Below are 17,253 nucleotides of genomic sequence, written 5' to 3' on the forward strand. Positions count from 1 at the left end.
ATATGTATGGGAATATTTTCTTCTAGTTTGTGCAATTGAATTATATCTTCCATTCGACAATGAATTATTCCAAAAATTCACTTAAAAAATAGGTCTTTTTTTTCATTCTGCCTCCATCCCAATTCCAATCGTCACAAAAATCTTTAAAATCGATTTTTGGAGATATTCCCCCTAATTGTCTGTCTTTTTTGCGAATGTTTACTTTTCCAATCTTCTCAAATTTGTCGCTAAATAAAAGAAAGTCTTTATGATTAATTGTTTTTGGATTATCAAAACCGATATTCTTTCGAGCATACACTTTTGAAGATTTTACCATTTCTAATGTTGGTTTCTCATTTGTTTGTAAAATGACTTCAGTAAAATCGTAATAACCTTTTCCACGGTCATTATAAACATTTACTAAAATGGCTGCGCCATAATTTTTTTTGTCAAGTTTGAAAATCAAGACATCATTAGGTTCAAAAATAAAATCAGTGATTAGTTTGTAATTTTTACGTTTTTTTATTTTTGGATTAGGATTGGTAACTTTATCAAGAAATTTTTCAAGTTCAACTTTACGTTTTTCTTGTGCTTGTGAACCAATTTTACTCCATAATGGAGAAACACCTTTGTTTATTAAATTTCTAACTTTTTGGAGTTGTTCTTTAGTAAGTTCACCGATTTCCCACATTGCTAAAGCATAAGATGTAGTATATATTTCGATTTCTAAATCATTGAAAGAATAGTCAGATTCAAGTTGATCTATTTGAAATCGTATATCTTCTATGCTTTTTCCATAATGATACATTTCCATTATTGAGTTGTAAATGTCATGAGCTGAATCGCTATCTATTATTTTAACACCGTCAATTGCCATTTTTTTATTTTAAATGTAATTATAAGTTTAAATTCAGAACTACTATCATTATGATAAAACCATAAAGTGCCAGTCTTTAGGATAGTTTTTCTCAATCATGTTGAATAAAAGATTGAAATTGTTTGAATGGGATTTATTAAGGATAGAATAAAAGTAATTGTGGCAAATGCAGCATGCTTTATTTTTTGGTGAGGAAACACAATAGAGTTGATTATCAGGAGTAGTTATACTATGCCATTCCCATCCATATTCTTTGCAAATAATATTTCCAAAAAGAGAACCTAATTCAAAAGCAAATTTTTCTATTTCTTCATTGTTGCTAATCTTTAGATTTTCGACAAATTCTTTCATTTTTTGTAAAATTGTAGAATTTGACTCGTTATCATCTATTTTTAATAAAGGGTATAAGTTAGAAGCAAGTCTATTTATTTCTTCTTTCTCTTCTTTGGTAATAGTTCTGTAGTTTTTAATTTCCATTTTTTGAATTTTTTATTTTCTGATTTTTATTTCAGTGTTTTGTGCTCGAATTTAACCCACAAAAGTAATTTTGAAAATTATTGAAAATGACCTCTATACGTCATAAAACGAGTAGAATAAGTTTTTTTTAAACTCGTTATATTAGAAAAATGAGAAAAATTTAAAGCAGAATTTTTAAATTGTAATTTTTTTGAAATCATTACATTTTTTATTTAACAACCCTTTAGAATTAATCTATAAATAGCCAAATAAAAAAAATACTATCTTTACCGATCAAACGTTTATGAACTTAAGCTGTATTTTGGCAGCACTACATATATAATTATGGCATGTACAAGTTGTTCAACCTCAGATGGTGGCGCACCAAAGGGTTGTAAAAATAATGGGACTTGCGGCACCGATAGCTGCAATAAATTGACGGTTTTTGACTGGCTCGCAAACATGAGTCCGTCTAATGGTGAGGCGATTTTTGATTGTGTTGAGGTACGTTTTAAAAACGGACGTAAGGAATTTTTTAGAAATTCAGAGAAATTAACTTTAAGTATTGGTGACATTGTAGCAACTGTTGCTTCACCAGGACATGATATTGGAATTGTAACTCTTACAGGCGAATTGGTAAAGATTCAAATGAAGAAAAAAGGAGTGAATTACGAAAGTAACGACGTTCCAAAAATTTATAGAAAAGCATCTCAAAAAGATATCGATATCTGGTCTGTAGCGCGCGATCGTGAAGAACCAATGAAAGTTCGTGCACGTGAATTAGCGATTCAGCATAAATTGGAAATGAAAATTTCGGATATTGAATTTCAAGGCGACGGATCTAAAGCAACTTTTTATTACACCGCAAATGATCGTGTCGATTTTAGAATGCTGATTAAAGATTTTGCGAAAGAATTCAGTACCAGAGTCGAAATGAAACAAGTTGGTTTCCGTCAGGAAGCTGCTCGTTTAGGTGGAGTTGGTTCTTGCGGACGTGAACTTTGCTGTTCGACTTGGCTGACCGATTTTAGAAGTGTAAATACTTCTGCAGCACGTTATCAGCAATTATCATTGAATCCGCAGAAATTAGCAGGACAATGCGGAAAGTTAAAATGCTGTCTGAACTATGAGTTAGACACGTACATGGATGCTTTAAAAGATTTTCCGGATTACGATACAAAACTAATTACAGAAAAAGGCGATGCAGTTTGTCAAAAGCAAGATATTTTTAAAGGATTAATGTGGTTTGCGTATACCAACAACTTTGCAAACTGGCATGTTTTAAAAATCGATCAGGTAAAAGAAATCATTGCCGAGAATAAACAAAAAAACAAAGTTTCTTCTTTAGAAGATTTTGCAATTGAAGTTACTTCAGAACCTGAAAAAGACTTTAACAACGCAATGGGTCAGGAAAGTTTAACCCGTTTTGACCAGCCAAAAAGAAAGAAAAAACCAAACCGCAAACGCAAACAAACTGCTGAAACAGCTGGTGTTGCTACTCCGGCAAAACCACAGCAGGAAAAAAATACCAATAACGCTAAACCAGCAGGAAATAATAATCCGAACAATGGTAATGCGAATAAGCCAAACAATCCAAATAAACAAAATCATAAGAAGAAGCACAATTCGAATAAAAACAATCCGAATAAGCAGAACTCAAATGAAAATAAATCGGCTGAACCTAGAAAACCAATAACGAATACTAAAAATGAGAATAAAAAATAGCGGGATTCTTCTTTTGGCAGCAATACTTCTTTTTTCATGCGATAAAAAAAGAGTATTTGATGAGTACAAATCTGTTGGGAGTGCTTGGCACAAAGACAGTGTGGTAACTTTTAACCTGCCGGTTTTGGATTCTACGAAAAAATACAACCTGTTTGTAAATGTAAGGGACAACAACAATTATCCATTCAATAATTTATTTTTGATTGTTGCCATGGAAACGCCAAGCGGTTTTACCAAAGTCGATACTTTAGAATACCAAATGGCAAATCCCGACGGAACGCTTATGGGAAATGGATTTACGGACATAAAAGAAAGTAAACTTTTTTATAAAGAAGACGTGAAATTTAGAGGAAAATACAAAGTACATATCAAACAAGCTGTTAGAGAATCTGGAAAAATTCCAGGTGTACAAGCTTTGGAAGGTATTACAGACGTAGGTTTTAGAATAGAACAAAAAGATTAGAAATAAGTTATATGGCTGCTAAAAAAAACAATCAAACCAATACCGTTAAGGATATTAATTACTACAAAAAGAAATTCTGGAGAATTTTTGCCTATTCTCTGTTAGGCGTTTTGGCTTTCTTTTTATTTGCCTCTTGGGGACTTTTTGGCTCAATGCCTTCTTTTGAAGACTTAGAAAACCCAGACTCTAATTTGGCGACCGAAATCATTTCGTCTGACGGTGTTGTAATTGGTAAATATTTCAAAACCAACAGATCTCAGCTTAAATATTCGGATCTTCCTAAAAGTTTGGTAGAAGCTTTAGTAGCTACCGAAGATGCTCGTTTCTACGAACACTCAGGAATTGACGGACGTGGAACTTTAAGAGCTGTTTTTAGTTTAGGAACAAATGGTGGAGCAAGTACTTTAACGCAACAGCTGGCAAAACAGTTGTTTCACGGAGAAGGTTCTCGTTTTTTACCTTTCAGAATTCTGCAAAAAGTTAAAGAATGGATTATTGCCATTCGTCTGGAAAGACAATATACCAAAAATGAAATCATTGCCATGTACTGTAATGTCTACGACTTCGGAAACTATTCTGTTGGAGTAAGTTCGGCAGCACAGACCTATTTTTCAAAAGATCCTAAAGACCTAACAATCGACGAATCAGCAATGTTAGTTGGAATGTTCAAAAACTCAGGACTTTACAATCCAGTAAGAAATCCTGAAGGCGTTAAAAACCGTCGTAATGTAGTTCTTGGACAAATGGTAAAAGCAAAAATGATTTCTGAAGCTGAAAAAGAAAGACTGCAGGCTCTACCAATCGCTTTAAAATTTAAATTAGAAAGCCACCGTGAAGGAACGGCTACTTATTTTAGAGAATATCTTCGTGATTACTTGAAAAAATGGGTAACTGAAAACAAAAAACCTGACGGAACGGAATACGATATTTACAAAGATGGTTTAAGAATTTACACAACCATTGATTCCAGAATGCAGAAATACGCAGAAGAAGCTGTTGCTGAACATATGAAAAACCTACAGCAGCAATTTTTTATTGAACAAAAAAACAATAAAAATGCTCCTTTTGTAAATATCACACAAGCAGAAACAGATCGTATCATGACGCAGGCTATGAAAAACTCTGTTCGCTGGGCACAAATGAAAGAAATGGATAAAAGCGAAGATGACATTATCGCTTCGTTTAAGGTGAAAACTAAAATGCGTGTCTTTACCTGGAAAGGAGAACGCGATACTGTAATGACACCGTTTGATTCTATTCGTTACTATAAACACTTCTTACAATCTGGATTAATGGCAATGGAGCCTCAAACAGGTAACATTAAAGCTTGGGTTGGAGGAATCAATTACAAATACTTCCAATACGATCACGTAGGACAAGGTGCAAGACAAGTGGGTTCTACATTTAAACCATTTGTGTACGCAACTGCTATCGAAGAATTGAATATGTCACCTTGCGATTCTATACTCGATGGGCCTTTCATGATTCACAAAGGGCGTCACCACGTAACCGAAGATTGGGAGCCAAGAAACTCGGATTACAGATACAGAGGAATGGTGACTTTAAAACAAGCCTTGGCAAACTCTATTAATACCGTTTCGGCGAAATTAATTGATAGAACAAGCCCAGAAGCGGTAGTTGACTTAACTAGAAAATTAGGTGTAAAAACAGAAATTCCAGTGCAGCCGTCAATTGCATTAGGAGCGGTTGATATTACTGTTGAAGATATGGTGGCTGCGTACAGCACATTTGCCAATCAAGGAGTGTATGTAAAACCTCAGTTTTTAAGCCGTATTGAAAACAAAAGCGGAGAGGTAATTTACGAACCAATTCCAGAATCCCATGATGTATTAAATAAAGATATCGCATTTGCCGTAATCAAATTATTAGAAGGTGTAACCGAAACAGGTTCAGGAGCACGTTTACGTACGCAAGGTGGAGGAAGCGGAGACAACCGTTGGACAGGATATCCATACATGTTTAAAAACCCAATTGCCGGTAAAACAGGAACCACACAAAACCAGTCAGATGGTTGGTTTATGGGAATGGTGCCCAACTTAGTAACTGGAGTATGGGTTGGATGTGAAGACCGTTCAGCACGTTTCAAGAGCTTAACATACGGACAAGGAGCAACTGCTGCCTTACCAGTTTGGGCGTATTTCATGAAACTTTGTTATGCAGATAAAGACCTTCAGGTTTCTAATTCAGAATTTGAACGTCCGGCAAACCTTTCAATCAAAGTAGATTGTTACCAAAGACCGGCAGTAGTTAAAGACACTACACAAACCGAACAAAATACAGACGAGTTCGAGCTGTAGTTAAAAAATATTCAATGAAACAATATCCTTTTGGAACCTTCAATTACAAAGAAGATGACAAAAGGATATTTTTTTACACACCTTTTTTATTTTTTACGAAATCGTTATAATTTGATCAGAAAATAGTATTTTTATCAAAATTAAATGGTAATAAAGACAGTTTGTTATGATAACAAAAAAAGTGAATAACGTTCAGGAAGCAATCAAAGGAATCGAAACTGGAATGACAATTATGTTTGGCGGTTTTGGTTTGTGCGGTATTCCTGAAAATACAATTGCAGCTTTGGTAAATACTTCAATTTCAGATTTAACTTGTATTTCCAATAATGCCGGTGTAGATGATTTTGGTCTGGGATTGCTTCTGCAAAAGAAACAAGTCAAAAAAATGATTTCTTCGTATGTGGGTGAAAATGCTGAATTTGAACGTCAGATGCTTTCGGGTGAATTAGAAGTCGAGTTGACACCGCAAGGAACTTTAGCAGAAAAATGCCGTGCTGCTCAGGCAGGAATTCCTGCTTTTTTTACTCCTGCGGGTTATGGAACTGAAGTAGCGGAAGGAAAAGAAGTCCGCGAATTCAATGGAAAAATGCATATTATGGAAGAAGCTTTCAAAGCTGATTTTTCAATCGTAAAAGCATGGAAAGGTGATGAAGCCGGAAATTTAATCTTCAAAGGAACTGCCAGAAACTTTAATGCCTGCATGGCTGGTGCCGGAAAAATTACCATTGCCGAAGTCGAAGAGCTGGTTCCTGTCGGAACTCTAGATCCAAACCAAATACACATTCCGGGGATTATGGTTCAGAGAATCTTTCAAGGAGAAAAATTCGAAAAAAGAATTGAACAGCGAACAGTGCGCGCTAGAAATTAGATAATTAGAAAATGTGCCAATTAGATAATTTTTCACATTGTGTTTAAATTATCTAATTAACTAATTGGCACATTAAAATAATTTAGGAAATGCGACAATTAGATAATTAATTCAGATTGCGAAAAGATTATCTCATTATCAAATTGACGAACTGGCACATTAAAATAATTAGAAAATGTGATAATTAGATAATTCATTTAGATTGCGAAATAGGCATTGTCTAATTATCTAATTTCCAAATTGACACATTCAAAATATGTTAAATAAAGAAGATATAGCAAAACGAATTGCAAAAGAAGTAAAAGACCGATATTTCGTTAATCTAGGTATTGGAATTCCAACTTTGGTGGCGAATTATGTACGTGAAGATATTTCGGTAGAATTTCAGAGTGAAAACGGAGTTTTGGGTATGGGACCTTTTCCTTTTGCAGGAGAAGAAGATGCGGATATAATCAATGCGGGAAAACAAACCATAACCACTCTTCCTGGAGCCAGTTTCTTTGATTCGGCTTTTAGTTTCGGAATGATCCGAAGCCAAAAAGTCGATCTGACTATTCTGGGAGCCATGGAAGTTTCTGAAAACGGAGATATCGCCAATTGGAAGATTCCGGGAAAAATGGTAAAAGGAATGGGAGGTGCTATGGATTTGGTTGCTTCTGCAGAAAATATTATCGTAGCCATGATGCACGTTAATAAGGCCGGAGAATCAAAAATATTAAAAAAATGTACTTTACCATTAACAGGCGTAGGATGCGTTAAAAAAGTAGTAACTGAGCTTGCCGTTCTCGAAGTAACCGAAAAAGGTTTTAAGCTCTTAGAACGAGCGCCAGGTATCTCAGTGGAGCACATTATTAATTCTACGGAAGCTGATTTGATAATTGAAGGCGAAATTCCAGAAATGAATATCAATTAAAAAAATAGCATTCTTTAAAAAATGAAGCCAGTTTGTAATAAGCTGGCTTTTTTTATGCGATAAAGTTAAAAAAGAACTTCTTTTTTGATGATTTTTTGGCTTTTTGTATTGTTCTTCAATAGTTTAAGTTTAATTACTATACAAATTTTCGCACTTTTCTTTGTGAATTTTTCACATAATGTTATATAAAAGTAAAATTTAAGTAAAAAATGTTGCATTTTATCGATTAACGGCAAATTTCATCGATTATCTAACAAATTTAAAATACTTTTATCACCAAATTTAAGTATTTACTTACTTTATCATTGACAATTTGTAAACATTAACCCAAACTAAAAACCCCAAGAAGTTATGAAAAGAAAATTACCAAAAATTATTACAGCAGCCTTTGTGCTAAGTTTTTCAGTTTCGGCTTTTGCCCAGGTAACCGATAAACAGGTGAAACAAAAAAGCGTTTCAGAAAACGGACAGCCCAGTTTAATTACTTTTAACGAACTGTCAAGTTACAAAGGTTCAGATTACCAAAGAGTGTTTAAAGAACAATTAGGACTAAAAGACACTCAATCTTTCCAAAAAGTCAGAACTGAATCTGACAAACAAGGTTACACTCACGAAAAATTCCAATTGTATGAACAAGGAATCAAAGTAGAGTTTGCCAATTACACCCTGCATTCTAAAGATGGAAAAGTAGTTTCAATGAATGGTGAATACTACAACATTGAAAATGTGAAACTTTCTCCGTCACTTTCTGCAGATCAGGCTTTCAATAAAGCATTGCAGTACACTCATGCATCAGAATATCTTTGGGAAAAACCTCTTGATGCTGCCGAATTAGGTTATGCTAAACCAAAAGGCGAACTGGTTCTGTTACCAAATATGGAACAGCAAGGAGAAAAACGCGCAGGAGATAATATTCGTCTGGCTTATAAATTTGACATTTATGCCACTAAACCATTAAGCCGCGGAGATCTTTACATTGATGCCGAAACAGGAAAAGCATTATTTTATAATGCTACCATAAAACATTTACATGATAATGTTCATGCAAGAAAAGCATCGGCAGGAAGTGCTGTAAAAAACGAAACGGCACTTGCTAAAAAAGCTATCGTAGCGGCCAATGCAGAAACTCGTTACAGTGGAACGCAGACAATCCAGACTAGCTTAAGCGGTTCATCTTATATTCTGCTTGATGGAACTCGCGGAAACGGAATCCAAACTTATAACTCAGCTAGAACAGCAACGTATCCAACCACCAACTTTACGGATGCAGATAACAATTGGACAGCTGCTGAATACAACAATACCAATAAAGACAACGGTGCGCTTGATGCTCATTGGGGCGCTGAAATGACCTATGATTATTGGTCAGCGGTGCATGGCAGAAACAGTTATGACGATGCTGGAGCGAAAATCAAAAGTTATGTGCATTACAATTTAATTGCTGCTGGATATTCTAGCAATAATAATGCTTTCTGGAACGGAAGTGTAATGACTTACGGTGACGGAAGCGGAACGGGAGGTTTTGATATTTTGACATCTTTAGACGTTGCTGGTCACGAAATTGGACACGCTGTTTGTACATACACTGCTAATTTAGCCTATCAAAAAGAATCTGGAGCGATGAACGAAGCTTTCTCTGATATCTGGGCAGCTTGTATTGAATATCGTGCAGCACCAACAAAATCAACTTGGTTAGTGGGTGAAGATATAGAAAGAAGAAGCGGACACATAGCGCTTCGTTCAATGAGTAATCCAAAAGCTGAAGGCCAGCCGGATACTTATGGAGGAACAAACTGGATTAGTGTAAGCTGTACGCCAACGAGCAGTAATGACTATTGCGGTGTACATACTAACTCTGGAGTTTTTAACCACTGGTTTTATATTTTATCTGTTGGAAAAACAGGAACAAATGATATTGGAAGTTCTTATAGCGTAACAGGTATTGGAATCGACAAAGCAGCCAAAATTGCATTTAGATTGGAAGACGTTTACTTAACTTCAAATTCAACTTTTGCAAATGCTAGAACTTCTGGAATTCAATCAGCTATTGATTTATACGGAGCAGGTTCTGCAGAAGTTATTGCAACAACAAATGCATTTTATGCTATTGGAGTAGGAGCAGCTTATTCTGGATCAACAGATACAACACCACCTTCTGCACCAACTGGTTTAGCAGCTTCTGGTACAACTGGAACAACAACGAATTTATCTTGGACAGCTTCAACAGATAACGTGGCTGTTACAGGTTACGATATTTATCAAGGAACGGCGTTTAAAGGATCATCTACTACTACAACATACACCGTTACGGGTTTAACACCTTCAACAGCGTATACTTTTAGTGTGAAAGCAAAAGATGCGGCTGGAAATGTTTCTGCTTCAAGCAGTAGTGTAAATGTTACAACAACTGCAACTTCTGTAACATATTGTACTTCTCAAGGAAGTAGTGCAGCCGACGAAAGAATTGGTAAAGTTGTTTTCGGAACAATCAATAACACATCTACTGCAACTACAGGGTACGAGAATTTTACATCAATTTCTACCAATGCGGCTAGAGGAACAGCATATACGATTACCATAACACCAACTTGGACATCGACTATTTATAACGAAGGGTATGCCGTATTTATCGACTACAACCAAGATGGAGATTTTTCAGATTCAGGTGAAACGGTTTGGACGAAAACAGCTTCTAAAACCACTCCGGTTACAGGAACAATTACAATTCCATCGACTGCAACGCTTGGAACCACAAGAATTAGAGTTTCTATGAAATACAATTCTGTACCAACAGCTTGTGAAGGATTCTCTTATGGACAAGTTGAGGATTATACCATCAACATTACAGCTTCTGGTACACTTGACCAAGAAGTAGCAGCAGGTTTAATCGAAACAACGGGAACTGAAAAATTTGCTTTATACCCAAATCCAGCAGAAACAGAATTGAATGTTTCAATTGAAGAAGCTGATGGATATTCGTATAAAATTATCAATACATTAGGACAGCAGCTTGGTTCAGGCAAAATTGCAGGAAATGCTGTAGATGTAAGCAAATTAAGTACAGGAATTTATCTGATCGAATTAACAAGCGGTGATAAAAAAATCGTGAAGAAATTTGCTAAGAAATAGTACTTCATTTTCATAAAAGCAAAAGCCGTCCAGTTTAAACTGAATCTGTGATACACAAAACAGTTAATTTGGACGGCTTTCTATTTTTTAAAAACGTTGCTTTTTACAAAGAAAAACTAATTCTTCCAAAGTAATAAGCTCCTGTTGTGCCCATTTGAACTGGCGCATATTTAAATACACCATAATAACTGTTTTCATAGATTTGTTTATCTGGGAAAACATCAAATAAATTGTTTGCTCCAATGGCAACCTGAACTTTTGGGGTTATTTTGTAAGCAGCAGTTAAATCGGTAACCACTTTTCCGTTGTGTTTTTGAATTCCGCCAAAAGGAAAACCATCACGAATTACTTCTCCAAAGTACGTATTTCTCAATAAGAAGTTCCATTTGTCTATGCTGTAGTTTACAGCAAATGTTCCTTTATGTTTTGGGGTGTTAGATTCAATTAAGCTTCTTTCCTGTGGACCGTAATATACATCTTCCTGACCTGCGAATATAGCAGGAACATTATGCAGATTATCATCCACTTTGTTGTCGTTGTAATTGTACAGCAAAGAAAGATTCATTTTACCGCGTCCCAGATTTAAATCATAATCAATTACGACGTCAACTCCGTTTGTAGTCGTGTTAATTGCATTGGTAAAGAAACGACCTGTTTGTGCGCCATATTGAGCAAACAGATTACGAAGTTCAGGAACCGGTTCTCCAAAAGCATCATTGCCTAAATTTCCGGTAAGAATGATTCGGTTATCAATTCTAATATGATAATAATCGGCTGTAATGTGTAATTGCTTTAAAGGCGAATATACAATACCGAAACTGTAGTTTCTCGAAGTCTCTTCTTTTAATTTCGGAATTCCAAGTTGTTTCGCTACTTCGCTGTCATTTCTAAAAATTCCTGAATTTAAAAGCTGTCCGTCAACAACATCAGTCGCAATATTATTAAAATACTGCTGATGTAATGAAGGCGCTCTAAAACCAGAACTTAAGGCTCCACGAACAGAAAGATTATCCAAAATTTTATATCGTAAAGACAATTTACCGTTGATTGTACTTCCAAAATCAGTATAATCTTCATAACGCCCGGCAATTCCCACTAAGAATTTATCAGTTATATCCGCTTCAATATCCCCATAAACTCCCACACTGTTTCTCTTTTCATCTACTTGATTCAAAGGAGAAAATCCAGGAAACGACTGTGCGCCGCCATCGACATAAGAAGCCTCTTCACCTGGAACGATTTTGTATTTTTCGAAACGGTATTCAGCTCCAAAAGCCACATTTAATCCGCTGAAAACATCTTTGTATAATCTTGTAATATCAGCATTCACAGTGTTTTGAAGAAATGAATGATTTCCCGCCTTAAATTCTGTTGGACTGTTGTCACCCAAAGAAAAATTGTTGGTATTGGAAACATCGTATACAAATTTGTTTTCGCCAATGGTATTGCTGACGTCAAGTTTCCATTCACCAAATTTAAATTTTAAACCTACAGAAGAAGAAAGATCTGTGACAACCGAATTTAGTTCAGGTTGAAATCCAAAAGGAAATATTGAAGTTACAACACTTTCGGTTTCGCTTGGCAAACGTCTGAAGCCATAACCAGTTCCTTTTCTGTGGCTGACACCTCCATTTGCATAAAATTCAATATGATCATTTAATGGAATTGAAGCATTAAAGAATCCTTGAATATTCTGGATTTTGGCATCGCCAATCTGGAAATTAAAATCATCACGTTTCAAACCATTTTGTGCCAGTAAATTGTCATCAATCTGACGTGATTGCGCTGGATCATCGGCAAAATCATAAGCGAAAAAATTTCCTTGGGCAGATTGGTCAAAAATAATCAGGTTATGATTTTGCGAACGGTTTGTTTTCTGACGGTCATTAAATTCAGCCGAAAGATTAATGAAACCGCCTTTGTTTCCAATTTTGCTTCCATAATTCAAATTCAGATTCGTTGTTTGTCCGTCATTTCTAGATGTACTTCCATAAGTTGCATTTGCTTCAAGTCCAGCATTATCTTTTAAAACCAAGTTGATTACACCTGCAATAGCATCAGAACCATATTGTGCTGCAGCGCCGTCACGCAAAACTTCAATTCGTTTAATGGCAGAAGCCGGAATAGCACTCAAATCTGTACCAACAGATCCGTTACCAACCGTATTTTGATAATTTACTAATGATGTAGTGTGTCTTCTTTTTCCATTAATCAAAACCAAAACCTGATCTGGTCCTAAACCTCTTAAAGATGCTGGGTCAATATGCTCAGTTCCGTCAGCAGAAGATTGTCGGTTTGAATTGAAAGAAGGAATTAAATAGGTTAAGATATCGTTTGTAGTAGTCTGTGGCGTTGTATTTCTGATTTTCGCCAGATTCACAACATCAACTGGAACAGCTGTTTCAAGTTTACTCTTTTTAGGATTTCTACTTCCCACTACGACAATCTCATCAAGACTGTTGCTTTCAAACTCCAGCTGAATGTCTACAAAATGATCTCTTGCTACAATTTCTTTGGTTTTATAACCAAGCAGCGATACGATTAAAGTTGGAGAATTGTGAGTGGCTGAAATTGTAAATTTTCCTAAAGCATCTGTTGTAGTACTGGTTTGTGAGCCTTTTACAAAAATAGTAGCAAATTCCAACGGATTGCCGCTTTCACTGGTTACAGTCCCTTTTATCTCATGGTTTTGCGCATAAAATAGCGTACTCGATAAAGTGAGGAAAGCCGTTATGACAAATTTTAGTTTTTTTCTCATATGATTGTTTTGGTTTTGACTGATAGGCAAACTTTTTTCAAAATAGAAAAACAATTACCTAGTATTTATATAGGATAATGAATTAAATGCAAATGTAATCGTAAAAAACGTAATTTGATTTAAAAATCTATTTTTTTATATCGTATCATTAGCAATTTTTGGCTTTAATGAAATATCTTTGTTCAAATTTAAAAAAGATAAAAAATGAAATTAAGAATATTACTTTTTTTGTGTGTTATAACATTCAGCAGTTATGCCCAAAATAATGTATTGGTTTTTCAATCTGATTTTGGTTTGAAAGATGGAGCGGTTTCTGCTATGAAAGGTGTGGCAATGGGAGTTTCAACAGATTTGAAAATATTTGACCTAACACACGAAATCCCAGCTTTCAATATTTGGGAAGCTGCTTATCGTTTATCGCAGACAGCACAATATTATCCTGCAGGAACTGTGTTTGTATCGGTTTGCGATCCTGGAGTAGGTACAGCAAGACATTCAGTTGTTTTACAGACTAAATCAGGTCATTTTTTCGTAACGCCAGATAACGGAACTTTAACTTTAATTGCAGAACAATTAGGGATTCAGGAAATACGTGAAATTGATGAGGTAAAAAACCGCCGTCAGAATTCAAATGAATCATATACGTTTCACGGGCGTGATGTGTATGCTTTTACGGGAGCACGTTTAGCCTCTAAAACTATTACTTTTGAAGAAGTTGGTCCAAAACTGCCAAATGAAGTAGTTAAAATTGATTACCAAAAACCTGTTTTCGAAAATGGCATAATCAAAGGCGGTATTCCGATTTTGGATATTCAATACGGAAATGTTTGGACAAATATTGATAAAAAGACTTTTGCAAATTTGAATTTAAAAGCGGGTGATTTTGTGAAAATCCAAATTTTAAACGGTACCCAAAAAGTATATGATGGGAAATTAAAACTCGTAAATACTTTTGGTGAAGTTCCTGTAGGGACAGATGTTACGTATTTTAACAGCCTTTTGAATTTTTCACTGGCAGTAAATCAGGGAAGCTTTTCGGCAAAACATAAAATTTACAGCGGATCGGATTGGAGTATTCTGCTAAGCAAATGATTTTAAATAAGATGATAAAAAAAACCGCTCAATTGAGCGGTTTTTTTATGAATATCGTTGACAGTTTTATATTATAAACTGAATGAAGCTCCTAAACTAAAAGTGGCTTGATTGTTTAAATGATCAAATACATCATTGTTGCTGCTGTATTTTGCGATTGGGAATCCAATTTCTGTGAAAACACCAAATCCGTCAGTAAAGAAATAACGACCTCCAACGTGTCCGCCGAAATTACGTAAACCTAAACTTAAACCTGGATATACATCTAATTGCTCAACTCCTATAACACTGCTTAAATTGGCATTAATTCTTGCTTTTGCATCAAAACGATCTTTAAATTCTGGTTTGTAATCGTAGTATGGAGTTGGATTGTTGTGGTAAATACCATTAAAATTATCTACTCCAAGTAAATAACTAGTCACAAATCCGAAAGAGAAATTTTCTCCTAAACCAAAATCTATCGAACCTTGAATTCCAGAACCGCCATCTTGAAGATTAGCACCAATGTTTACTCTCATATCGCCTTTTCCTTTAAAAGCCTGTTGTGCCTGAGTGAATCCAAATGATACTAAAAACAAAAATGTAATAACTTTTTTCATAACCTTTAAATATTAATATTGGACTGCAAATTTAGTTTTTTACAGATTAATTCCTACCTTTTTCGTTAGAATACAACTCATTTAAAGGGTCGCTCTGCCAGAACTCCTTGGTATCCACGTTCATAATTGTCAGCGGACCTTTAAAAGCAGCTCCTGTGTCAACATTCCAAACGCACGCTTTGTTAACCGGAACTGTTTTTCCAATTCTGGTAACAGGAGTATGTCCAATATAAATTTCTTTATAAACCGTAAAACGCTTTGGATAATATAAATCATCTGGTTTTAAATTTGGGTCCAAAGCTAGTGCAGATTCCCAAAGGGTTCTGTCCCAATAGAATAATTTCGGGAAATATTCCCAAACTACACCATTCAGATTTGTAAATCCGGCATGAACAAAAAGCCGGTTTTCATCATCCAGATAATAATCTTTCAAAGATTCGAAAAACGCAATATGATCTTTTTTTCTTTCAGGTGAAATCTTCGCATATCCTTCAACAGTAGCTTTTCCGCCATGTTTGTACCACATTTCTTCATCGAAATCTTCATGTCGGTTTTCCAGCCAGTCCAAAGCCAGCTGATCATGATTTCCTCTAATGCAGATGCAGTGTTGTCTGCTTTTCAATTCAATTAAAAAATCAATTACCTCTGCTGATTGGCTCCAGCCATCAACGTAATCGCCTAAAAATATAAGTGTATCTTCTGTAGTAACTTCGGCTTTCTTCAATACCTGTTCAAGTGCGAGTAATCCTCCGTGTATGTCGCCTATAACAAATGTTCGCATTTTTAAATATTTCGGGTAGTAACTACAAAAATAAGTAAAATGATTTGTTTGAATTCATTTAGTTGTTAATCTTTAAAAATTGATACTATTTATAACTATGATCAGCGTTCTTTTTACGGCTTTCCTTTTTAAATTTGCAAAATGTCAGATGATGCTCCTACATACCGCAAAATTATCCATATCGATATGGACGCTTTTTATGCTTCTGTAGAGCAGATGGATAATCCGTCTTTGCGCGGAAAACCGCTGGCAGTTGGCGGTTCAGAAAACAGAGGAGTAGTGGCGGCGGCAAGTTATGAAGCAAGAAAGTTTGGTGTAAGAAGTGCTATAAGCGGCGTTTTGGCCAAAAAATATTGCCCGGATATTATTTTTGTCCGCCCGAGATTTGACCGATACAAAGAAATTTCATCCAAAATTCATAAAATCTTTCATGAATATACAGATTTAGTTGAACCGCTTTCGCTGGATGAAGCGTATTTGGATGTCACCCAAAACAAAAAAGGAAATCCAAGTGCCAGTTTATTGGCGCAGGAAATCAGATCGAGAATTTTAAATGAAGTTGGATTAACGGCTTCTGCTGGAATATCGGTAAATAAGTTTGTGGCCAAAATTGCCAGCGACATTAATAAACCCAATGGACAGAAAACGGTTAATCCTGATGAAATCATATCTTTTCTGGAAGAACTTCCTATCCGAAAGTTTTACGGAGTTGGGAAAGTAACTACCGAAAAAATGTATCAGCTTGGTATTTTTACCGGATTAGATCTAAAAAGTAAATCATTAGAATTTTTAGAAAAACACTTCGGCAAGTCAGGTGCTTTTTATTACAGTGTTGTTCGGGGAATTCATAACAGCGAAGTAAAGCCGCACCGAATAACCAAGTCTGTGGCGGCAGAACATACTTTTGATGTAAACCTTTCTTCTGAAATCTTTATGCTGGAACAGCTTGACAGGATTGCAGTTTCTTTGGAAAAAAGATTGAAAAGACATGATGTTTCGGGAAAAACGGTAACGCTGAAAATAAAGTACAGTGATTTTACACAACAAACACGTAGCAAAACACTGCCTTATTTTATTTCCGATAAAAGTTTGATAATGGAAGTTATAGAAGAACTTTTGTATCAGGAAAAGATGAAGGATTCAGTTCGTTTGCTCGGAATTTCACTGAGTAATTTGAGTAATGAAGAAAAGAAAGCAGTGGTAGTACAGCTTAAGTTTGAATTTTGATTTGCAAAAAAATTATCAAAATAATTTTTTGCGGTTTTTTGAAGCAATTTAAATATTATCTTTGAGTG

General features: G+C 35.3%; 13 protein-coding genes. 8 read left to right on the forward strand and 5 right to left on the reverse strand.

Features of this window, described 5'->3' with window-relative positions:
• Positions 1-64: 64 nt before the first annotated feature.
• Both P2W75_RS05810 and P2W75_RS05815 read right to left on the reverse strand, forming a co-directional pair.
• Entirely contained in the window at positions 65-856 is a 792-nt protein-coding gene (locus P2W75_RS05810) for a hypothetical protein (protein WP_276379436.1), read from the reverse strand.
• A 48-nt stretch (positions 857-904) separates the two neighbouring features.
• Positions 905-1,333 carry a hypothetical protein gene (locus P2W75_RS05815; RefSeq protein WP_276379438.1) on the reverse strand — a complete coding sequence of 143 codons (429 nt, stop codon included), beginning with the start codon at positions 1,331-1,333 and terminating at the stop codon, positions 905-907.
• Between the two features lie 324 nt (positions 1,334-1,657).
• Here P2W75_RS05815 and P2W75_RS05820 point away from each other — a divergent pair, with 324 nt between their 5' ends.
• From P2W75_RS05820 to P2W75_RS05845, 6 genes are all read left to right on the forward strand, one after another.
• Positions 1,658-3,037 carry a regulatory iron-sulfur-containing complex subunit RicT gene (locus P2W75_RS05820; protein ID WP_276379440.1) on the forward strand — a complete coding sequence of 460 codons (1,380 nt, stop codon included), beginning with the start codon at positions 1,658-1,660 and terminating at the stop codon, positions 3,035-3,037.
• Positions 3,021-3,500: a gliding motility lipoprotein GldH gene (locus P2W75_RS05825; protein WP_207298553.1), complete on the forward strand. Its 480-nt coding sequence runs from the start codon at positions 3,021-3,023 to the stop codon at positions 3,498-3,500. The genes P2W75_RS05820 and P2W75_RS05825 overlap by 17 nt, the downstream gene beginning before the upstream one ends.
• A gap of 11 nt (positions 3,501-3,511) precedes the next feature.
• Positions 3,512-5,818 (forward strand): penicillin-binding protein 1A, encoded by a 2,307-nt coding sequence (locus tag P2W75_RS05830; protein WP_207298554.1) that lies wholly within the window; start codon positions 3,512-3,514, stop codon positions 5,816-5,818.
• Positions 5,819-5,984: 166 nt separating this feature from the next.
• The gene (locus P2W75_RS05835; protein ID WP_207298555.1) at positions 5,985-6,686 is read left to right on the forward strand and encodes a CoA transferase subunit A; all 702 of its coding nucleotides are present in this window, start codon (positions 5,985-5,987) and stop codon (positions 6,684-6,686) included.
• A 256-nt stretch (positions 6,687-6,942) separates the two neighbouring features.
• The gene (locus P2W75_RS05840) at positions 6,943-7,599 is read left to right on the forward strand and encodes a CoA transferase subunit B (RefSeq protein WP_276379443.1); all 657 of its coding nucleotides are present in this window, start codon (positions 6,943-6,945) and stop codon (positions 7,597-7,599) included.
• 351 nt (positions 7,600-7,950) lie between these two features.
• Entirely contained in the window at positions 7,951-10,728 is a 2,778-nt protein-coding gene (locus P2W75_RS05845) for a M4 family metallopeptidase (RefSeq protein WP_276379445.1), read from the forward strand.
• A gap of 103 nt (positions 10,729-10,831) precedes the next feature.
• Here the strand turns inward: P2W75_RS05845 and P2W75_RS05850 are convergent, their stop codons facing one another.
• Positions 10,832-13,486, reverse strand: coding sequence for a TonB-dependent receptor (locus P2W75_RS05850; RefSeq protein ID WP_276379446.1), 2,655 nt, complete (start codon positions 13,484-13,486; stop codon positions 10,832-10,834).
• Between the two features lie 204 nt (positions 13,487-13,690).
• Between P2W75_RS05850 and P2W75_RS05855 the strand changes: the two genes are divergently transcribed.
• Positions 13,691-14,578 (forward strand): S-adenosyl-l-methionine hydroxide adenosyltransferase family protein, encoded by an 888-nt coding sequence (locus P2W75_RS05855; RefSeq protein WP_276379447.1) that lies wholly within the window; start codon positions 13,691-13,693, stop codon positions 14,576-14,578.
• A gap of 71 nt (positions 14,579-14,649) precedes the next feature.
• Here the strand turns inward: P2W75_RS05855 and P2W75_RS05860 are convergent, their stop codons facing one another.
• Together P2W75_RS05860 and P2W75_RS05865 are read right to left on the reverse strand one after the other, a co-directional pair.
• Positions 14,650-15,177, reverse strand: a complete 528-nt coding sequence (locus P2W75_RS05860; RefSeq protein ID WP_207298560.1) for a DUF6646 family protein — start codon at positions 15,175-15,177, stop codon at positions 14,650-14,652.
• Between the two features lie 46 nt (positions 15,178-15,223).
• Positions 15,224-15,958 (reverse strand): metallophosphoesterase family protein, encoded by a 735-nt coding sequence (locus P2W75_RS05865; RefSeq protein ID WP_207298561.1) that lies wholly within the window; start codon positions 15,956-15,958, stop codon positions 15,224-15,226.
• A 141-nt stretch (positions 15,959-16,099) separates the two neighbouring features.
• On the opposite strand from P2W75_RS05865, the gene dinB reads away from it, so the two are divergent.
• A complete protein-coding gene (dinB, locus tag P2W75_RS05870; RefSeq protein ID WP_207298562.1) occupies positions 16,100-17,185 on the forward strand; it encodes a DNA polymerase IV in 1,086 nt (361 codons plus the stop codon).
• Positions 17,186-17,253 lie beyond the last annotated feature (68 nt).

The organism is Flavobacterium sp. H4147 (assembly GCF_029360735.1).
Classification (GTDB): Bacteria; Bacteroidota; Bacteroidia; order Flavobacteriales; family Flavobacteriaceae; genus Flavobacterium; species Flavobacterium endoglycinae.